A 19,110-nucleotide genomic window follows, 5' to 3' on the forward strand; every position below is an offset into this window, starting at 1 on the left:
GGCGGTTTATCCTTGTACGTAACGGCGCAGGGCAGCTTCGACGCCATCCGCCCAAATCAGTGTAAGCCATTCGGAAAACTGGGCCGCAAAAGCATCGTTCTGCGCGAGGTCCCCATAAAGGTCGCGCTGATCGAGCCATGTCTGCGGGTTGGTTTTGGCGGCTTTCGCAGCCTTATTCAGGCTGCTCCAGATCGGATCGTTCGTCTCTATCTTCGATCCGTCTTCGCGCGTGCCTTCGCACATCCGCGCCCAGATCGCCTGCGACAAGGCGAGCCCGTTTATGGGTGTGCCAGCCGCCAATGCATCGCGCAAAGTCGGCAGGATAAATCCCGTCTGGCGCGACGATCCGTCAAACGCCACGCGGCGCACCGTATCGATAATCTCGGGATTGGAAAAGCGACTATCGATCAGGTCGACATAGGCGGCTGGCGTCATGCCCGGCACGGCATCGACCTGTGCTGCAATCTCTGTCCCTGCGGTCTTGCGGAAATAATCCCCGATGAGCGGATGATTCATGCAATCTGATATGAACTCGACAGACAGCACTTCGCCCGCATTAGCGATCAACTGGTGCCCGCCGTTCAGAATGCGGATCTTCATCGCTTCAAAGGCGTGAACATTATCGGTGAACGTAGCCCCTGCACCGTCCCAGTCAGGACGGCCCGCGCAGAATTTGTCTTCGATCACCCATTGGCGGAAATTTTCATGGGTCACAGGGGCCGCGTCATCCAGCCCTAAGGTGTGCACAAGTTCCAGCTCTTTCGGGCCCGTCGCGGGCACGATGCAATCCACCATGGAATTCGGGAACGTGCAGTTGGCGTCGATCCAATCGGTCAGATCGGGGTCGGACAGGCGGGCGAGGGACACGACCGTCTGGCGCAAAATATCACCATTCCCTTGCAGGTTATCGCAGCTTTGGCAGGTGAAGGGGCCGGTGCCCTTTGCGCGTCGCACCTTCAGCGCGGCAATCATCGCGCCGAAAGCGGTCCGTGGCTTATCTGGGTTTGCAGCATCGTGCGCCATATCAGCATGACCCGCATCGAATGCTTTGCTGACAGGATCAATGTAATAACCACCCTCGGTGACCGTCAGCGCGACAACACGAATGGCGGGGTCCGCCATTTGGGCGATCAATGCGGCGTTGTCTTCTTCGACGGGGACGAACCCGATCATGGAGCCGACGACTTCGGCAGACCGGCCTTTGGGGTCCAATTCGATCAGAGTCGTAAGGTAATCTTGCGCGGCCAATCTATCGCGCTGTGCGGCGTCACCGGCACGAACACCCGCCCCGATAATCGCCCAATCCTGCGCCTCACCACTTTGCATCAAACGGTGCAGATACCACGCCTGATGGGCGCGGTGGAAATTGCCCAAGCCGATATGCACGATACCTGCGCTCAGAGCGGCACGGTCATAGGTGGGGCCGCTTACGCCAACGGGCAGGTTCGCCAAGGCGGCGTTGGAAAGTTTAGTCAGTGCATTGGTCATGGGTTTAGGCCATCCGTAAGCCATCTGCGCCAAACTTGTGAATCAAGGTGGGATTTGGTGTCAGGTAGACCGTGTCACCATGGCTAACCGCAACGTCACCGGTTGCACGCACCGTCATTGGATCACACCCCTCAATGCCGTGGATATGGATGAAGGTGTCCGATCCAAGGTGTTCTGCCACGCCAACGGTGCCTTGCCACTGGCCTTCCGTTGTAGACACCTCGATATGTTCAGGACGGATACCGATGGTGTGGGCGTTGTGTTTCGCGGCCTCTGCACCCTCGATCAGGTTCATCTTGGGCGATCCGATGAAGCCAGCGACAAATTTATTGCGCGGTTCGCGATACAACTCAAGTGGGCTGCCCACCTGTTCGATGACACCGGCCTGAAGCACAACAATCTTGTCCGCCATTGTCATGGCTTCGACCTGATCGTGGGTCACATAGACCATCGTGGTATCAAGTTTCTTGTGCAGCTCAGAGATTTCCATCCGCATGCCCACGCGCAGGGCGGCATCAAGGTTGGACAGAGGTTCGTCAAACAAGAACGCGGAAGGTTCGCGTACAATCGCACGACCAATGGCGACACGCTGGCGCTGACCACCTGAAAGCTGCCCAGGCTTGCGATCAAGGTAATCGGTCAGGTTCAGCGCCTTGGCCGCAGCCTCAATCCGCTTGTTCTGTTCATCGGCGCTCATCTTCGCCATCTTCATCGGGAAGGCGATGTTCTTGCGCACCGACATATGCGGGTAAAGCGCATAGGATTGAAATACCATCGCAAGGCCACGTTTCGCGGGCGGCAGGTCGGTGGCGTCCTTGCCGTCGATCTCGATGTTGCCCGAGGTGGTATCCTCAAGCCCGGCAATCAAACGCAGCAGCGTCGACTTGCCGCAGCCCGACGGACCGACAAACACAACGAACTCGCCGTCCTCGATTTCCAGGTCCAGCGGCGGGATGACTTCCACGTCGCCGAACTTCTTCTGAACCTGCTTGAGCTGAATGCGTCCCATGTTTCGTTCCTTACTTCACGGCGCCGAAGGTCAGGCCCCGGACAAGTTGTTTCTGGCTGAACCAGCCCATGATGAGGATTGGCGCAATGGCCATGATCGAGGCCGCACTCAATTTGGCGTAGAACAGACCCTCCGGGCTGGAATAGCTGGCGATGAAAGCGGTCAATGGTGCCGCCTTGGCAGCTGTGAGGTTCAACGTCCAGAATGCTTCGTTCCACGCCAGAATAATGTTGAGCAACACCGTCGACGCCATGCCGGGAACCGCCATTGGCGTCAGCACGTAAATGATTTCTTCGCGCAGGCTCGCCCCGTCCATCCGCGCCGCTTCAAGGATTTCGCCGGGGATTTCCTTGAAGTAGGTATAAAGCATCCAGATGATGATCGGCAGGTTGATCATCATCAACACAAACACCAGCATCGCACGGCTATCCAGAATGTCGAACTGAATGCAGATCAGATAGATCGGGATCAGCACGCCAACGGGTGGCAGCATCTTGGTCGACAGCATCCACATCAACACATCTTTGGTGCGCTTGGCCGGCACAAAGGCCATTGACCAGGCGGCAGGCACGGCGATCACCAGCCCCAAGAACGTAGAGCCAACAGAAATGATGACCGAGTTCATGAAGAACTTGAAATAATCCGACCTTGCGTTGACCTCCAAGTAGCCGTTCACGGACCAACCAGAGTTGAACAGAACCTCAAGCGGCGCACGGATCGCGTCCTCTTCGGTCTTGAACGACAGGATCAGGATCCAAAGGATCGGAAAGAACATCATAAAGCCAAGGGTTCCGGCGATTGCCGTATTCATGACCTTTTTCTGGTTCGAGACTGCACGTGCCATATCCGTCTCTCCTATTAAGCGTCGAGGTTCTTGCCGATCATCCGCATCAGGAAGATCGCAACAATGTTGGCAAGGATGATGGCGACGACGCCACCGGCGCTGCCCAGACCGACATCGAATTGCAGCAGGGACGATACATAGACCAGATACGTCAAGTTCGTGGTTGCGGTACCCGGTCCACCGTTTGTGGTGACAAGGATTTCAGCAAAGATCGACAACAGGAAAATCGTCTGGATCAGGATCACAACTGTGATCGCCCGTGCCATATGCGGCAGGATCAGATGCCAGAACTGGCTGATCCAGCGCGCGCCGTCCATTTCAGCGGCTTCCATCTGTTCCTGATCCAGTGATTGCAGCGCGGTCAGCAGGATCAAAGTCGCGAATGGCAGCCACATCCATGAGACAATGAAGATGATCGATATGAGCGGAATCTGCCCGAAAAAGTCGATCGGCTGGAACCCGAAAGTATTGGCGATCGCCGCAAAGATTCCGTTCACAGGGTTCATGAACATGTTCTTCCAGATAAGGCCTGAAACGGTCGGCATCACAAAGAACGGCGCAATAACCATGATGCGGATAATGCCGGTGCCGAACATCGGACGATCCAGCAACAACGCAAAACAAATCCCGCCAATCGTGGTGATCGTCAGAACGCCCCCCACAAGGAAAAACGTATTGATCATCGCGGCGCTAAAGCTTGGGTCAGTGAAGAACCAATAGTAGTTTTCCCACCCGACAAACGGCGTCGTGCCCGGCTGAAGCAGATTGTAACGCAAGAACGAAAAGTAGACCGTCATCACAAGCGGTACGATCATCCAGCCCAAAAGCAGAATGACAGCGGGCGAGATCATCAGTCGCGCTGCGGTTCTGGAAGCCTTTGTCGACATGCGAGCTCCTCCCCCTCGAAGATTTGCATTCTAGTACTTGAGGAAAGACCACTGCGGGCCTTTGCCGAAATACTAAGGTGAAAGCGATGATTGTTAAAATCGGGCCGGAGCATGGTGCCCCGGCCCAATCTTCGGGAGTGATTTAGTCGATGTAACCAGCGCGGGTCATTTCGCGAACCGCAAAGGCTTGGCTGTTTGCCAGTGCTTCTTCGACAGTCGCCTGACCGGCCAGAGCAGCAGCGACCTGCTGACCGACGTAGTTACCAATGCCTTGGAACTCTTCGATCGCCACGAACTGGACGCCTGTGTAAGGCACCGGATCACGGGTTGGGTTCGTTGGATCAACCGACAGAATTGCGCTCACAATGGTTTCTGCGAAAGGCGCAGCTTCCAGGCGACGCGGGTCTTCTTCGACCGACTGGCGTGTCCCGCTTGGCACGGCGACCCAGCCTTTGGATTCACCGACCATTTCGAAGTATTCCTTCGAGGTCGCCCAGATCAGGAAGTCCTTGGCGACATCGACATTCTGCGAGCTTGCCGGAATAGCAAGCGCCCAGGACCAGAACCAGCCTGTGCCGTTCGCCGTCTCTTCCATTGGTGCCTGGAAGAAGTCAGTCACGTCAGCAACAGTCGAGGTTTCAGTGTTGCGGACGTCACCAGCGGCTGATGTCGCGTCAACCCAAGTTGCACATGCGCCGTCTTTGAACAGTGCACGGTTTTCGTTGTGACCGTTCGTCGACGCACCGGGAGGGCCCGATTCATTCATCAGATCAACGTAATAGGTGATCGCTGCGTTCCATTCCGGCGAATCCAGCTGCGGCTGCCAGTCTTCGTCGAACCAGCGCGCGCCAAATGCGTTTGCAACTGTGCCAACGAAGGCCATGTTTTCGCCCCAGCCGGCCTTGCCGCGCTGGCAGGTGCCGTAGACGCCGTTTTCGGGGTCATGCAACTGTGCTGCCATTTCCGCGAACTCGGTATAGGTGATCTGCTCGGTCGGCACTTCGATGCCAGCCGCTTCGAACAGGTCGGTGCGGTAGAACGTGAAGGACGTTTCAGAGTAGAGCGGCACGGCATAAAGGCTGCCATCTGCGGACAGACCGTCACGAACCAACGGGAAGATGTCTTCCAGATCGTAGTCCGCATTCTCGGCAAAATCGTCCAGCGGTGTCAGCCAGCCTTTGGCGCCCCAGATCGGTGTTTCATAGGCACCGATGAACATAACGTCGAATGACCCGCCGCCGGTGGCGATGTCGGTTGTGGTGCGCTGGCGCAGCACGTTTTCTTCCAGAACAACCCAGTTGATGGTGTGGCCTGTTGCTTCTTCCCATGCGGGGGCAAGCTCTTGCATCGTGATCATGTCGGCGTTGTTCACCGTTACAACCGTGATTTCGTCGGCCGAAGCCATGGATGCGACAGATGCCGCGCAGCCGATGCTGACCGCAGTGGTCAGTAGTGTTCTCTTGATAGACATGATGTCCTCCCTTTTGACATGTGTAAAGTTTTGGCTGAGACCTAACGAAACGTCAAGAAAAATTTTACATGTGCAAAATTTAGGACGTAATACTCAACAAACGTTACCGATAAATCAGGCCGATGCCCGGATCTGCAACATCGCTTCTTTCCGAATCGCAACCGGATTATCCGTTCGCTCTTCACGCACCTGTTCAAGCAAGAGTCGCACAGCGTCACACCCGATGCCCGTCACGTCCTGCGCGGCAGTTGTGATGGCTGGATATATGTACTGGCTCAGCGGATGGTCATCGTGTCCCGCGATCCGCAAGCCGCCCGCACTGTCGCCACCCTTGGCGAACAGCCCATGTTTGTTTGCCGCCGAGATTGCGCCGATCGCGATGCGATCATTGGCGCACAGTATTGTATCGTTGATATGATGCGACCGCCCAAAGTGCGCATCCATAACCCCAACTCCATAAGCCTCAAACTTCCAGGATGCGTCCACTTGGGCTGCATCAACAAAACGCGGCGTAAATCCAAGGTCTGTCATTTTTGAAACATAGGCATCGCGCCGCTCGACAGCGTTCGAGTTCACCAAAGGCATACTTAGGAACACAGGCGCATCGCCAGTCCGGCACAAGTATTCCACAATAGATGCAATGCTTTGCGTATTATCTGTGCCAACAAAATCAGCCCCTTCGATGGGTTCGGCGGGCTGCGAATCTGCAAAGACAATCGGAAAATCACCAATCGCCATTTGAAGTGCTTCGGTCGAGCTATCGACACCCAAAGGTGCAATTATCGCACCATCAGCACCCAAAGACCGCAGCCGCGAGAGGGCCTGCAACTCACCCTCCGCAGACCCGTCGGAGCTTTGCGTAATCATCGTAAAGCCGGTCCCTCGGATGGCTTTCTTGATCGCTTCAAGCAGACTGGCAAAGAACAGATCGTTATACTGCGGGACGACGACCCCAATCAGGCCAGATGATTTTCGGTTCTGCCGCGTCGCAATGAAGTTGTAGACGTAATCGACTTCGGAAAGGCGTTCCTCGATCTTCTTGGACGTTGATGGCCGAACGGCGCCAGGGTCTTGGAAATACTTTGAAAGCGTCGGGCGCGAGATTCCAATCGCCTCTGACAGCTCTGTCATGGTGGCAATCTTCTGTTTTGGCTTTAACATGTTATAAACCTCAGACTTCGCGGGCACTTGGCGGCTATCCCAAGTTGGCCGCCACCACACTTTGACACATGTTAATTTTTTGTCTACTGCTTTTCGTATTTAGCGGAGGACAGCATGGCAGAGATTCGGACAATCGTGACCGTCGGCGAGATTCTCGTTGAATTTGTTTCGCATCAGAAGAACTGCGCTTTGGAGCAGATCACCGAGTATTCGGGCCCTTACCCCAGCGGTGCGCCTGCAATATTTTTGGATCAAGCCGCGCGAATGGGTGCAGCAACACAGATGATCGGTGGCGTTGGAGATGATGGATTTGGTCGCCGTATTCTTCGCCGCCTACGGGAGGATGGCGTTGGCATCGACGGGATCACCGTGTCCGATGAACATAGCACCGGCACCGCATTTGTGTCCTACTATGACAGCGGCGATCGGGATTTCATCTTCCATATCGCGGGCACTGCTGCTGACGCCTTCACTGTCCGGTCGGGCGTTTTCGCCCCTGCGCAAACGATCCTGCACGTGTCAGCTTCGTCGCTTGGAATCTCGTCGATGCGCGACAAAATCATGGATGCTGTGCGCAGCGTGGGCGATGGCGGCGGCCTGATCAGTTGCGACCCTAACGCGCGGCCCGAACTCATGAACGATCCAGTCACGCGCGATGCCATGTTCGAGGTGATGGAGAGCAGCTCTATCCTCCTGCCAAGCACAAGTGATCTGGATTTCCTTTATCCTGACCTGTCCGAGGATGCCGCCGTCGAAAAATTGCTGAACGCCAACGCCGATATCGTAGCTGTCAAGCGCGGTGCTGGCGGAGTGACTATCGTGAGCAACGGTGAGCGCCATGATTTTGCCGGATATGCCGTGTCCGAAGTTGATCCTACGGGTGCTGGCGATTGCTTCTGCGGCACATTCGTCTCGCTTATATCTCAAGGCGCATCGCTTTACGATGCAGGTATGCAAGCCAACGCCGCTGGCGCCATTGCCGTCACTCGACGGGGGCCGATGGAGGGGAACTCCAACCCTTCCGAAATCGCCCAATTCCTGAACTCCCGCAGCCCGAAAGAAAACATCGCATGAGCCTTGTCCAAGATATGATCGCCCGTAACCGCGCTGGTGAGGCGATTGGCCTGCCGTGTTTTTGCACCGCCAATGAACACGTTTTGCGCGCGGTTCTGGACTATGCCAAGAAAACCGGCCTCCCGACTGTGATTGAAGCAACCTGCAATCAAGTCAATCAATTCGGTGGCTATACGGGCATGACGGCCTCTGATTTCATGGGCTGGCTGCGTGGCATGGCCGATGAGGCAGGCGTGCCGATGGATCAGTTGATCCTTGGCGGCGACCATCTTGGCCCGAGCGTCTGGAAGAACGAACCGCTCGACGTGGCGATGGAAAAGTCCCGCGAATTGGTCAAAAGCTATGTTGAGGCGGGGTTCAAGAAAATTCACCTCGACACGTCGATGGCCTGCGGCGGAGAGCCAACCCCCACATTTGCGCAAATCGCCGAACGCGCCGCGGACCTTTGCGAAGTGGCAGAAAAATATGCGCCCGATCCATCCGAGCTGTTCTATATCATCGGAACCGAAGTCCCGATCCCTGGCGGGGAGACCGAAGAACCCGACGCACTTGATGTCACGTCCGTGGACCGTTTCCGCGACACCATCCAGACCCACCGCGATGCGTGGAACGCCCGTGGTTTGACCCAGGCTTGGGACCGCATCGTTTCGGTCGTCACCCAACCGGGAGTCGATTTCGGCCACACGTCAATCTACCCTTTCGTGCCCGAACAAGCCGCCCCCTTGCGCGATGCGATCCTTGACGAGCAGGGTTTGACCTATGAGGCGCATTCGACCGATTACCAGCCAACGGGCGCTCTTGTCGATCTGGTTAAAAACCACTTCTTTTTCCTGAAGGTTGGACCCGAACTTACATTCCGTTTCCGAGAGTCCATCTGGGCGCTCGCGCAGATCGAGGAAGAGGTTGTCACTGGCCCCACATCGAAAATTCGCGAAACGTTCGAGGCGCGGATGACCCAAGAGCCGGGCTATTGGACAAACTACTACAACGGCACCGACGATGAGCTGCGCCTGTTGCGCACCTACAGCTACAGCGACCGCATCCGTTACTATTGGACGGACCCGGAAATTTCGAAATCGCTTGATCTGTTGATCGCAAACCTGAGCGATGTGGACCTACCGGAAACCGTCGTGTCACAAGCCTTTATGGGGTTGGACTTTGGCGCCATGCCAACGAGCGCAGCGGGTTTGATATCCTTGCAAGTTCAACGCTGCGTCGTGCGCTATTTCGAGGCCGCCGGACACACGCTAAAATAAGCGAAGGCGGGTCCGACTTCTATCGCGATAACAGCTGCCGGATTGGTCGAGTCCATTCTTTATCAACGCTGACATCTGTCACGGATTCCTGAGCTAGTAATCTGACGTACTTCAACGCCTTGAGCGAAGGTCTGAATTGAGCTTTGGTTGCTTTTCGCGGCATTGGCAGCGTATTGAAAGCAACCAATGGCCAAAAACGCTCTAAATTCAGCTGCGTTCGCGACCCTATTGTCGGGACCGCTCGCAGCGATTGCACCTGCAAACTATTGCTGCGCCAGCAACATGGCTAAACGTCAATGTCGGGAAAGTTCGCAAAGCCGACATCCAAAATTATCAGGCTCACGAGATTCCCCGGCGCCATTGTTCGGCAATGTTTCGCAGTGACACGGGGACATACCCGGCGCTCGGTATCACTTGCGTTGGGCTGCGACCCTATCCTGCAAGCTGCGCGCGTATCTTCGTGCCGATCTCGTCGATGTGGTCCTGGGTAATGGTCAGCGGCGGCGACATGCACAGCGCATCGCCCACAGGGCGCACGATCAGCCCCTTGTCCCACAACCCGTTATAGGCCGCGCGACCCGCATCCCCCACGGCACCATCCTGCGTCAGATGCACTGCGCCGATGATCCCGCAGTTGCGGATATCCATCACGCCGGGCAGGTCGCGGAGCCCGTGCAGCATGTCCGCCCACGGACCGGCCATGCGCGCGGCGTTGCCGAAAATATCCTCGTCGCGGTAGGCGTCCAGCGTGGCGATACAGGCCGCCGAGGCCAGCGGATGACCGGAATAGGTGTAGCCGTGGAACAGGTCGGGCATCGTCGCGGGGCCGTTGCGGAACGCATCCCGCACTGCTGCCGTGGCCAGCACGCCACCCATCGGCACGGTTGCATTGGTCATGCCCTTGGCGCAGGTCACAAGATCGGGGGTGACGCCAAACGCCTCGAATGCAAAGGGCGTGCCCATACGGCCAAAACCGGTGATCACCTCGTCAAAGATCATCAGAATGCCGTTCGCATCACAAATTTCGCGCAGGCGTTCAAGGTATCCCTTGGGCGGTGGGAACACGCCACCCGCGCCACTCACAGGTTCAACGATCACGGCGGCAATCGTATGGCCGCCGTGCAGATCGCACAGGCGCTGCAGATCATCGGCCAGTTCCGTGCCATGCGCGGGCTGGCCACGGCTGAACGCGTTTTCCGGCAACCACGTGTGGCGCATGTGGGCGGTGGATGGATAAAGCGTGCCGAACTGCCCCTTGTTCAGGCCCAGCCCGCCAACGGACAGACCGCCAAAGTTGATCCCGTGATAGGCCTTTTCACGCCCCACCAGAATCCGGCGCTGCCCCTCACCGCGGTGATGGTGATAGGCCAGCGCGATTTTCAGCGCGGTATCCACGGCCTCGGATCCCGAATTGGTGAAAAACACATGATCGAAACCGGGCGCCAGATCGGTGACACGCGCCGCCGCCTCAAAGGCCAGCGGATGCCCCTGATTGAAGTTGTGCACGAAATCATAGGCCGCCGCCTGTTCCTGAATGGCCGCTGTGATTTTCGGATGGTTGTGCCCCGCATTGGAGCACCACAGCCCGCCCGTGCCATCGAACAACTCATGCCCGTCGACGGTGGTGTAACGCACGCCTTCGGCTTTGCTGATCAGGCGGGGGTTATCCTTGAACGCCTTGGTCGCCGTGAACGGCATCCAGAAACTGTCAAGATCATTTGGCACGCGCACGGTATCAGGCATCGGGGTTCTCCTTGGTTTGGATCAGTCGTGCCACGGGCCGCGCGGAATTCCAAGGGGGTCAATGCACGCCGCAATTGGGATCTTGATAGGACGGTCCGATTCCGGTGGTGGGTTTCCCAAGTGTCAGGATCGCTGGCGATCGCGCGTGAATTTATCAGCTTGCGGCAAGTTCGATCCAATCTATGAATAGATGATGACCTTTGATCAGATCAAAACTTTTCTTTGGGTGGCCCGCTTAGGTGGGTTTCGTCGTGCTGCAGAACGTTTGAACCTGTCGCAACCCGCTGTATCCACGCGCATTGCCAACCTTGAAGCGGAACTGCGCGCGCCGCTGTTTGAGCGGGGGCAGGGGGAACTGGTGCTAACCAAACACGGCACGTTGATGTTGTCTTATGCAGAGCAGATGTTGTTCGTTGAAGAAGAGATCAAACAGCGTGTTGCCAATCCATCCGAGGCAGAAGGGCTGTTCCGAGTTGGCGCCTCCGAGACCATCGCCCAGGCGTGGTTGCCCGAATTCCTCAAGGCGTTCAGCGAACAATACCCCCGCGTGAATGTGGATTTGACGGTCGATATTTCGCTGACACTTCGCGCCGATCTTCTTGAGCGAAAACTTGATCTGGCGTTGCTGATGGGGCCGGTATCCGAGTTTTCGGTCGAGAACGTAGATTTGCCGACCTTCGATCTGCACTGGTATCGCTCTACCATGAACCCGCAGACCGACCTGAGCCAGATCCCTGTCATTTCCTATTCCAGTAAAACGCGCCCCTACCGTGAATTGATGTCCGAACTGTCACGTCGTGTGGGCCCAAAATTGCGCGTCTATGCGTCGGCGTCCTTGTCGGCGAGCCTAAAGATGATTGCGGCGGGAATCGCTGTGGGCCCGTATCCCCGCGCGCTTGCCAATGACTTTCTCGCATCCGGGCAGATCGTCGAGTTTGATCCGGGTTATCAGCCGCAGCCGCTGTCGTTTACGGCGTCTTATCTGTCAGAACCGCGCAGCTTTCTTGTTGAAAACAGTGCGCAAATCGCTCGCGAGGTCGCGGAACACTGGGACAGGACTCACCTTCAATAAATAAACAAAATCTATCACTATAGATATAAAATGATAATTTGATTGGTCAGACCTGACCGTGTGATGCTGCGAACGTTCACATGGGGGCCAGCGTGAAGACGTTTACTTTTTCACATTCAGACCTGATCGGCGCGTCTGCGGCGAATGTGCGTGCGGCCATCCGTTCAGGGGCATATGCGGGCCATACTGCCGGACTTGCGGCAGGCAAATTGCAATGCAATCTTGCGATCCTGCCTGAACAGTTCGCATTGGACTTTCTGCGTTTCTGCCTGCGCAATCCCAAGCCTTGCCCCATCGCCGGCGTGGGCGACAGCGGCGATGTGAAGATACCAACGTTGGGCCACGACATCGATATTCGCACGGACGTGTCCAAATACCGCGTCTTTCGCAATGGCATGCTAAGCGATGAACTGTCCGATATTTCGGACGTCTGGGCAGATGACCTTGTCACTGTTGCGCTTGGCTGCTCGTTCACCTTTGAAAACGCGCTTGTGCGCAACGGCATCCCCGTGCGCCATCTGGAAACGGGGCGCAATGTGCCGATGTTCAAATCCAACATCGATCTCGTGCCAGCCGGTCGGTTTGCCGGACAGATGGTCGTGACAATGCGCCCGATCCCTGCTGCGCAGGTCGATGCCGCCTGCGAGATCAGCCGCCGCTACCCCCAAGCCCATGGCGCACCCATTGCCGTTGGCGACCCTGCGCAGATCGGCATTTCTGATCTGTTCGCGCCGGACTGGGGTGACGCGGTCGAAATCAAGGATGACGAAGTTCCCGTTTATTGGGCATGCGGTGTCACGCCGCAAAATGTCCTTTTGGATGCAGGCCTGCCGATCTGCATCACCCACTCGCCTGGTCATATGTTGATCGCTGACGTGGCCGAAGACGCCGAGACAACAATCCTCGCATGAAACCGAACCCATCCAACAAGGAGACGACAAAATGAAAAACCTAATTCCCGTTCTTGCCGCAACGACGGTGCTCGCCGGACCGGCACTTGCCGAAACCCTTTCCGTTGTGGGCAGCTGGTCCAGCCTGCCGCTGCACAACGAATACGAAGCCCCGTTCTGGACCACGACCCTGCCGGACGCTTCTGGCGGTGACATCACGGTCGAATTGACGACGCACAACCAGATGAGCCTTGGCCTTGGCGACATCTACCCGTTGCTGGGTCAAGGCGTCTATGACGTCGCGATGACAGTGGGCGACTATGCCGTGGCCGACGCGCCCGAACTTGAAGGTCTTGATGTGCCGCTGGTCGCCGTGACCGCAGATGAGGCGCGCGCGATGATCGATGCGGCCCGTCCCATGGTGTCAGACATCTTCCGTGACCGTTTCAACAGTCACGTGCTGGCGATTGCCCCTTACCCGCCGCAAGTCGTGTTTTGTAACCACGATATCAACAGCCTTGCGGACCTCGAAGGTCTCAAGGTGCGGGCGTCGGGCCGCATGACGGCCCTCCTGCTCGAGGCATTGGGTGCCGAGGGCGTGAATGTATCCTTTGCCGAAGTGCCCGGCGCGCTGCAAAACGGCGTCGTCGATTGCGCCGTGACGGGGGCCGGGTCGGGTTACTCCGCTGGCTGGTGGGAAGTATCCACACACCTGCTGCCAATTCCGCTGGGAGGCTGGGATCCGGTTGTAACCGCCGTCAACATGGACAAGTGGAACAGCCTTGACGCGGACACGCAGGCACTGATTTCTTCTGAAATTGTGACCGGGTTCGAGGACCCGGCATGGGCAAGCGCACAAGGCGCATTGGACAACGATGTGGCGTGTCTGACGGGCATGGGCGAATGTGCATCCGGCGAAGCACGGTCCATGAGATTGGTCGAGGTCAGCGATGAAGATTTCAACCGCGCCCGCACGATCCTGACGACCGAAGTCCTGCCTGACTGGGCCGAGCGGTCAGGCGGTGACTGGGCTGCGCGCTGGAACGACAGTGTCGGCGCGGTTGTCGGCGTCACGATCGAGTAACCACGCTCTTGGAACAAGGATGTGCCGGACATGGAACTTGCAGTGATAGACAAACTACGGGCACTCAACAAAGGCGTGGCCTTGCTGGTCGGCTTTGGATTGCTTGCCTGTGCAGCCTTCGTGCTGACGGATATCATCATGCGCAGGTTCGGCACGTCCCTGGGCGGCACCGAGGAGATTGCGGGCTACGCGATGGCTTTGGCGACGTCCTGGGGAATGTCCTTTACTCTGCTTGAATTGGGCCACGTGCGTATTGATCTGATACGCACGCGGTTCAATACACTGGGCAAGGCGCTGTTTGACGTCTTTTCCATGATCATCATGACCGCCGTCATCATCACGATCGCCATCAAGGCATGGCCCGTGGTGTCCCATTCGCTGACCAACGGATCACGGGCCAACACGCCATTGGAAACGCCGCTTGTCTGGGTCCAGATGCCATGGTTCGCGGGTTGGGTCTGGTTTGCCGTCATGTCCACGCTCACCACACTCTGTGCACTTAGCCTACTGGTCAAACGCCGCCACGCGGAAACCGAGGCCATTGTCGGCGCCTTCGCAGAACAGGATAGCCTGCAATGATCGCATTTGTTTCTGCGGGGCTTTTGGCCCTGCTGGCGTTGTCCATTCCCGTCGGGATCGTCCTGTTCCTTCTGGGATTTGGTATTGATACCTTCTTTTCAGGTTTTCCGCTGATCCGTGGATTGGGCAATATGGTCTGGTCGGCGTCCAATTCGGCCACGCTGATCGCCATCCCGTTTTTCGTGCTGCTGGGTGAGATCCTCGTGCGCAGCGGTGTCGCCACGCGGACCTATGCCGCACTTGACCGCTGGGTGTCGTGGCTGCCAGGTGGATTGGTGCATGCCAATATCGCCACGGCGACGATGTTTTCGGCCACCTCCGGTTCCTCGGTCGCCACGGCTGCAACCGTCGCGACCGTCGCCATGCCACAAGCCGAAAAACTCGGCTATGACCCGAAACTGTTTTCGGGCGCGATTGCTGCGGGGGGCACATTGGGCATCATGATCCCGCCTTCGATCAACCTGATTGTCTATGGGTTCCTGACCCAATCCTCGATCCCGCGATTGTTTCTTGCCGGTCTGGTTCCGGGCATCGCACTTGCGCTGATGTTCATGCTGATCACTGTGATTATCTGCGTGATCCGCCCCGACCTTGGCGGGTTGCGCCGCACATTTCCCTTTGCGCACATGCTGCGGGCCCTGATCGACCTGATCCCGATCATTATCCTGTTCGGCTTGATCGTCGGGTCGATCTATCGCGGCTGGGCCACCCCGACCGAAGCCGCGGCCGTGGGTGTGGCCGGTGCATTTTTGATCGCGCTCGCCTTTGGCGGCGTGTCGTGGGACATGCTGATGCAAAGCCTGACCGGCACAGTCAAGATCACGTCAATGATCATGCTGATCGTCATTGGCGCATCCTTCCTGAACTTCACCCTTGCTTCGGCCGGATTGGGCCGCGAGCTGACATCGTTCATGGAAGGCCTTGGCCTGTCGCCACTTGGCTTCATCCTGGTGGTGGTCGTGCTTTACATCGTGTTGGGATTTTTCATCGAAACCTTGTCGCTGATGGTTGTGACGATCCCTATTATCGTGCCGATGGTGCTGGTGCAGGGATATGACGTGATCTGGTTTGGCATTCTGATGATTGTTCTGATCGAAATGGCGCTGATCACCCCGCCCGTAGGTCTGAACCTTTATGTGGTTCAGGGCGCTCGCAAGTCCGGCAGCCTGAACGAGGTCATGCTGGGCGCGCTGCCTTACTGTCTGACGATGCTGGCCATGGCGTTCTTGTTGATTGCCTTCCCGAACATCGCGCTGTTCCTGCCCAACGCGTTGCCGTAGGGTTGATCATGCACATTGACCTCAATTCCGATCTTGGCGAGGGTTTGGGCCCATGGTCCATGGGCGATGACGCACAGATGCTGTCTATTGTCACCTCTGCCAACATCGCCTGTGGCGGACATGCGGGCGACCCCGAAACGATGTTTGAGACACTGACGCTGGCCCGCGACAACGGCGTGGTCGTGGGGGCGCATCCGGGCTACAACGATCTGACCGGTTTCGGACGCCGGGTCATACCGATGCCTGTGGATGAAGTCGCACGCATGGTTGCCGCCCAGATCGGGGCCTTGCAGGCGGTCGCATCGCTGGTTGGTGTGGGCATATCTTACGTCAAGCTGCATGGCGCACTTGCGAACCTTGCCGCGCAGGATCGGGACGTGGCAGATGCAATCGTCGCGGCGGTTGGAAAGATCAATCAAGACATGGCGGTGCTGGCGATTTCCGGCACACAGATGGAACAGGCCGCCCGCGCGGCGGGAACGCAGGTCTTTTCCGAGATTTTTGCAGACCGTGGTTACTTGTCGTCAGGCCAACTGGTACCGCGCGACCAGCCGGGTGCGATGATCCATGATCCGGCAGAAGCGGCTGCGCGTTTGATATCGTTCCTCGAAACCGGACTGATGCCGGTTGTGGACGGCGATCCGATCAAGCTGGCCGCGCATTCGATCTGTGTGCACGGCGACAGCGCCGGGGCCGTCGATATGGCGCGTGAAATCCGCGCCCGGCTTAGTGCCGAGGGCGTGCAGATTACCAGCTTTATGCACCGCTGAGGCCCGTCATGGTTCCCCAATTCAAAGCCATTGCCGATCACGCACTGCTTGTGACCTTTGCCGATGAGATTTCCGACGTGGCGCACGGATTGGTTCTTGCGCTGGACGCTGCAATTACCGCGAACCCCGCTCGGGGAATGATCGAAACCGTGCCGGCCATGGTCAACCTGTTGGTGTCCTTCGACCCCGTCCAGACAGACCATGTGGCCGTGCAAAAACATGTGCGCGGATGCCTGTCTGCCGCGCAAAGCAAAAAGGCCGCGGGGACACCCCGCCGGGTGCAGGTTTGCTATGAGGGGGCGTTTTCCCCGGATCTGGAAGCTGTCGCCGCTGCCACAGGTCTTGCGCCCGATGCCGTGATCAACGCCCATCTCGCCGGGGATTTCCGCGTGCTGATGTATGGATTCGCGCCAGGCTATGCCTATCTATCCGGTGTGCCACAGGCCATTCAGGTTCCGCGCAAGCCCGCGCCGGTGCGCGATGTGCCTGCAGGCAGTGTGATTATCGCCGGACCCCAATGTCTGGTCACTACGCTGACCATGCCAACGGGCTGGTCGATCATCGGGCGGTCCCCGACAGCAATCCTGACGGGCAAACCGGACAGACCCTTTCTGTTCGATGTGGGCGATCCCGTCACGTTCGAGCGGATCGACGCGGCAACATTCGATCGACTAAGCAAGGTATGCTCCGATGGCTGACGTTGCCTTTACCGTCGCCTTTGCCGGCCCACTGGTGACCGTGCAGGATGCGGGGCGCGCTGGAAACATGCGGTTTGGCGTCTCTGCCTCGGGCCCGATGGACCGGCTTGCATTTGATGCAGCACACGCCGCCCTTGGCAACAGCCCAGGGGAATCGGCCATCGAGGTTTCGCTGGGCGGCTTGACGCTGCATTGCGCCAGCGGATCGGTAACGCTGGCGGTTACGGGTGGGGACTTTGTCGTTCAGCACGGCGGCAAGAAAACCACGTCATGGACCATTCTGACCGTCCAGAAAGGAGAGCGCATATCGATCACCGCAGGCAAGGCCGGAAGCTGGGCCTATCTGGCCTTTGCGGGCACACTGGATGCACCCGACTGGCTTGGCAGTCAGGCAACCCATTCAACATCGGGTTTTGGCGGTGGCGCTGTGAAAACGGGCCAGACAATCAAAGTGACGGGCGTGTCGATCCGTGAAGACAGATTGGGCGAAATCGCGAAGCCTGACTTTGCACCCAACGGGCCCATCAGCGTTGTCACCGGCCCGCAAGACCAGCATTTCGTCCAGGGTGCGGTTGGCACATTCACCTCGGAAACGTTCAGTGTTTCAAATGCTTATGATCGAATGGGGATGCGGCTGAACGGGCCAGCGCTTGCGCTCGCCGGTGCGTTGTCGATCCCGTCAGAGCCGATCGTGCGCGGGTCTGTGCAAGTCTCGGGTGATGGCGTTCCGACTGTGCTTCTGGCCGATCATCAAACGACGGGTGGTTACCCCAAGATTGCCACCGTCATTTCACCTGATACAGACAGGCTGGCGCAGTATCGTTCTGGTCAGCCCGTCCGGTTCATGGCGATTTCCAGCCAGCGGGCAATCGACGATGTCCGCAAATACGCAGCCCTTAAGGACCAATACCTTGATCGGATTTCCATAGCCCGCGGGTCTCTGGCCCAGCGCCTGATGCGGGAAAACCTGATCCACGGCTGCGATTTCGACTGACCTGCGCGGCGATGTCAGGATGCGACCGGCAGCGCTGTGACACGATATGAAAGCGACATGGACTTTCCCGTATGGGGGTCGAAGGCTTCCATTCGATAGCATGACGCAGGCCGCACACCGCCGATTGCCGCGAAGGTCCCGCACAGCATTGCCGCGCCGTCATCAAAGCCCGCCCCGGCGCAGAGTTCGGACAAAGGACGGATCTGCGCCAAGGTTCCCTCCTGATACAACACCTCGTCCCCGTCTTCCTCGATCCAGCATTTCAAGGCGATGTTATCAAGGTGGTCGCTGATGTCATCCAGGGCCCAAAGCTCGGATGCGATCGGTTTGGCGCAGACTTGCTTTGATGCCGCGATGGAATGTGCTTCAAGGTTCCGGTCGGTATGGTCAGACGCCAGCCCGAAATAGGTCATGCCGCCGGAACGCACCAAAAGCGGCTCAACCTCGCCTGACGATCCTGTGCCCAAAACCTCGATCCTGTCGTCTTGCGTCAGCAGGGTACTTGAGACGCGATAATGCAGCGGCACTTGACTGGGTGGGGCAACGCCCAACGCGGCTAGTTCATCAATGTGTTGCTGCACCGCCGCGAGGTTTCGGCCCGTCCACCCCGCAACCACCACCGAGATTATCGGCAGGGTGATCGTCGTGTTGTCGATTTTGAAAGGGATATCCATGCTGTGGCGTCCTTTCATTTCAAGCGATCAGTTCAGCCGTTTTAATGGCAACGTTGCAAAGACCTATCAGAGCGCACATGCGCGCGTTGAGCAAGCGTGTGATAGATTAGCTTTGCTGTGGTTGGCGGTGCGATTG

Annotated in this window: 18 protein-coding genes; 10 read left to right on the plus strand and 8 right to left on the minus strand. The window is 57.6% G+C overall.

Features of this window, described 5'->3' with window-relative positions:
- Positions 1 to 6: 6 nt before the first annotated feature.
- From SJY21_RS11790 to SJY21_RS11815, 6 genes are all read right to left on the minus strand, one after another.
- Positions 7 to 1,488 carry a mannitol dehydrogenase family protein gene (locus tag SJY21_RS11790; protein ID WP_377510758.1) on the minus strand — a complete coding sequence of 494 codons (1,482 nt, stop codon included), beginning with the start codon at positions 1,486 to 1,488 and terminating at the stop codon, positions 7 to 9.
- A gap of 4 nt (positions 1,489 to 1,492) precedes the next feature.
- Positions 1,493 to 2,497 (minus strand): ABC transporter ATP-binding protein, encoded by a 1,005-nt coding sequence (locus SJY21_RS11795; protein WP_377510761.1) that lies wholly within the window; start codon positions 2,495 to 2,497, stop codon positions 1,493 to 1,495.
- Positions 2,498 to 2,507: 10 nt separating this feature from the next.
- Positions 2,508 to 3,341 (minus strand): carbohydrate ABC transporter permease, encoded by an 834-nt coding sequence (locus SJY21_RS11800; RefSeq protein WP_377510764.1) that lies wholly within the window; start codon positions 3,339 to 3,341, stop codon positions 2,508 to 2,510.
- A 14-nt stretch (positions 3,342 to 3,355) separates the two neighbouring features.
- Positions 3,356 to 4,228 carry a carbohydrate ABC transporter permease gene (locus SJY21_RS11805; protein ID WP_377510767.1) on the minus strand — a complete coding sequence of 291 codons (873 nt, stop codon included), beginning with the start codon at positions 4,226 to 4,228 and terminating at the stop codon, positions 3,356 to 3,358.
- Between the two features lie 142 nt (positions 4,229 to 4,370).
- Positions 4,371 to 5,699 carry an ABC transporter substrate-binding protein gene (locus tag SJY21_RS11810; RefSeq protein ID WP_377510770.1) on the minus strand — a complete coding sequence of 443 codons (1,329 nt, stop codon included), beginning with the start codon at positions 5,697 to 5,699 and terminating at the stop codon, positions 4,371 to 4,373.
- Positions 5,700 to 5,813: 114 nt separating this feature from the next.
- Positions 5,814 to 6,860, minus strand: coding sequence for a LacI family DNA-binding transcriptional regulator (locus SJY21_RS11815; RefSeq protein WP_377510773.1), 1,047 nt, complete (start codon positions 6,858 to 6,860; stop codon positions 5,814 to 5,816).
- Between the two features lie 114 nt (positions 6,861 to 6,974).
- On the opposite strand from SJY21_RS11815, the gene SJY21_RS11820 reads away from it, so the two are divergent.
- Both SJY21_RS11820 and SJY21_RS11825 read left to right on the plus strand, forming a co-directional pair.
- Positions 6,975 to 7,934 carry a sugar kinase gene (locus SJY21_RS11820; RefSeq protein WP_377510776.1) on the plus strand — a complete coding sequence of 320 codons (960 nt, stop codon included), beginning with the start codon at positions 6,975 to 6,977 and terminating at the stop codon, positions 7,932 to 7,934.
- The gene (locus SJY21_RS11825; RefSeq protein ID WP_377510779.1) at positions 7,931 to 9,190 is read left to right on the plus strand and encodes a class II D-tagatose-bisphosphate aldolase non-catalytic subunit; all 1,260 of its coding nucleotides are present in this window, start codon (positions 7,931 to 7,933) and stop codon (positions 9,188 to 9,190) included. Before SJY21_RS11820 ends, SJY21_RS11825 begins: the two co-directional genes overlap by 4 nt.
- Positions 9,191 to 9,622: 432 nt before the next feature.
- On the opposite strand, the gene SJY21_RS11830 is transcribed toward SJY21_RS11825, so the two are convergent.
- Entirely contained in the window at positions 9,623 to 10,933 is a 1,311-nt protein-coding gene (locus SJY21_RS11830; RefSeq protein WP_377510782.1) for an aminotransferase class III-fold pyridoxal phosphate-dependent enzyme, read from the minus strand.
- Positions 10,934 to 11,126: 193 nt separating this feature from the next.
- On the opposite strand from SJY21_RS11830, the gene SJY21_RS11835 reads away from it, so the two are divergent.
- The 8 genes from SJY21_RS11835 to SJY21_RS11870 all read left to right on the plus strand — a co-directional run bounded on the left by SJY21_RS11835 (position 11,127) and on the right by SJY21_RS11870 (position 18,300).
- Positions 11,127 to 12,005, plus strand: coding sequence for a LysR family transcriptional regulator (locus SJY21_RS11835; protein ID WP_377513228.1), 879 nt, complete (start codon positions 11,127 to 11,129; stop codon positions 12,003 to 12,005).
- 80 nt (positions 12,006 to 12,085) lie between these two features.
- A complete protein-coding gene (locus SJY21_RS11840; RefSeq protein ID WP_377510785.1) occupies positions 12,086 to 12,916 on the plus strand; it encodes a putative hydro-lyase in 831 nt (276 codons plus the stop codon).
- A gap of 31 nt (positions 12,917 to 12,947) precedes the next feature.
- Positions 12,948 to 13,979, plus strand: coding sequence for a TRAP transporter substrate-binding protein (locus tag SJY21_RS11845; RefSeq protein WP_377510788.1), 1,032 nt, complete (start codon positions 12,948 to 12,950; stop codon positions 13,977 to 13,979).
- Positions 13,980 to 14,009: 30 nt separating this feature from the next.
- Complete coding sequence (locus SJY21_RS11850) at positions 14,010 to 14,558, plus strand: TRAP transporter small permease subunit (RefSeq protein ID WP_377510790.1); 549 nt, start codon at positions 14,010 to 14,012, stop codon at positions 14,556 to 14,558.
- The gene (locus SJY21_RS11855; RefSeq protein ID WP_377510793.1) at positions 14,555 to 15,838 is read left to right on the plus strand and encodes a TRAP transporter large permease; all 1,284 of its coding nucleotides are present in this window, start codon (positions 14,555 to 14,557) and stop codon (positions 15,836 to 15,838) included. The genes SJY21_RS11850 and SJY21_RS11855 overlap by 4 nt, the downstream gene beginning before the upstream one ends.
- A gap of 8 nt (positions 15,839 to 15,846) precedes the next feature.
- Positions 15,847 to 16,608 (plus strand): LamB/YcsF family protein, encoded by a 762-nt coding sequence (locus tag SJY21_RS11860; protein ID WP_377510796.1) that lies wholly within the window; start codon positions 15,847 to 15,849, stop codon positions 16,606 to 16,608.
- Positions 16,609 to 16,616: 8 nt separating this feature from the next.
- Positions 16,617 to 17,306, plus strand: coding sequence for an allophanate hydrolase subunit 1 (locus SJY21_RS11865; RefSeq protein ID WP_377510799.1), 690 nt, complete (start codon positions 16,617 to 16,619; stop codon positions 17,304 to 17,306).
- Positions 17,299 to 18,300 (plus strand): biotin-dependent carboxyltransferase family protein, encoded by a 1,002-nt coding sequence (locus SJY21_RS11870; protein WP_377510802.1) that lies wholly within the window; start codon positions 17,299 to 17,301, stop codon positions 18,298 to 18,300. The genes SJY21_RS11865 and SJY21_RS11870 overlap by 8 nt, the downstream gene beginning before the upstream one ends.
- 14 nt (positions 18,301 to 18,314) lie before the next feature.
- Here SJY21_RS11870 and SJY21_RS11875 read toward each other — a convergent pair whose 3' ends face one another.
- Complete coding sequence (locus SJY21_RS11875; RefSeq protein WP_377510805.1) at positions 18,315 to 18,974, minus strand: DUF2848 domain-containing protein; 660 nt, start codon at positions 18,972 to 18,974, stop codon at positions 18,315 to 18,317.
- Positions 18,975 to 19,110 lie beyond the last annotated feature (136 nt).

It is taken from the genome of Octadecabacter sp. R77987 (genome assembly GCF_042466115.1).
Classification (GTDB): Bacteria; Pseudomonadota; Alphaproteobacteria; order Rhodobacterales; family Rhodobacteraceae; genus SW4.

Coding starts and splice junctions, on each gene's coding strand:
- SJY21_RS11790 (WP_377510758.1), bottom strand. CDS start 1,488: ATGACCAATGCACTGACTAAACTTTCCAACGCCGCCTTGGCGAACCTG.
- SJY21_RS11795 (WP_377510761.1), bottom strand. CDS start 2,497: ATGGGACGCATTCAGCTCAAGCAGGTTCAGAAGAAGTTCGGCGACGTG.
- SJY21_RS11800 (WP_377510764.1), bottom strand. CDS start 3,341: ATGGCACGTGCAGTCTCGAACCAGAAAAAGGTCATGAATACGGCAATC.
- SJY21_RS11805 (WP_377510767.1), bottom strand. CDS start 4,228: ATGTCGACAAAGGCTTCCAGAACCGCAGCGCGACTGATGATCTCGCCC.
- SJY21_RS11810 (WP_377510770.1), bottom strand. CDS start 5,699: ATGTCTATCAAGAGAACACTACTGACCACTGCGGTCAGCATCGGCTGC.
- SJY21_RS11815 (WP_377510773.1), bottom strand. CDS start 6,860: ATGTTAAAGCCAAAACAGAAGATTGCCACCATGACAGAGCTGTCAGAG.
- SJY21_RS11820 (WP_377510776.1), top strand. CDS start 6,975: ATGGCAGAGATTCGGACAATCGTGACCGTCGGCGAGATTCTCGTTGAA.
- SJY21_RS11825 (WP_377510779.1), top strand. CDS start 7,931: ATGAGCCTTGTCCAAGATATGATCGCCCGTAACCGCGCTGGTGAGGCG.
- SJY21_RS11830 (WP_377510782.1), bottom strand. CDS start 10,933: ATGCCTGATACCGTGCGCGTGCCAAATGATCTTGACAGTTTCTGGATG.
- SJY21_RS11835 (WP_377513228.1), top strand. CDS start 11,127: ATGACCTTTGATCAGATCAAAACTTTTCTTTGGGTGGCCCGCTTAGGT.
- SJY21_RS11840 (WP_377510785.1), top strand. CDS start 12,086: ATGGGGGCCAGCGTGAAGACGTTTACTTTTTCACATTCAGACCTGATC.
- SJY21_RS11845 (WP_377510788.1), top strand. CDS start 12,948: ATGAAAAACCTAATTCCCGTTCTTGCCGCAACGACGGTGCTCGCCGGA.
- SJY21_RS11850 (WP_377510790.1), top strand. CDS start 14,010: ATGGAACTTGCAGTGATAGACAAACTACGGGCACTCAACAAAGGCGTG.
- SJY21_RS11855 (WP_377510793.1), top strand. CDS start 14,555: ATGATCGCATTTGTTTCTGCGGGGCTTTTGGCCCTGCTGGCGTTGTCC.
- SJY21_RS11860 (WP_377510796.1), top strand. CDS start 15,847: ATGCACATTGACCTCAATTCCGATCTTGGCGAGGGTTTGGGCCCATGG.
- SJY21_RS11865 (WP_377510799.1), top strand. CDS start 16,617: ATGGTTCCCCAATTCAAAGCCATTGCCGATCACGCACTGCTTGTGACC.
- SJY21_RS11870 (WP_377510802.1), top strand. CDS start 17,299: ATGGCTGACGTTGCCTTTACCGTCGCCTTTGCCGGCCCACTGGTGACC.
- SJY21_RS11875 (WP_377510805.1), bottom strand. CDS start 18,974: ATGGATATCCCTTTCAAAATCGACAACACGACGATCACCCTGCCGATA.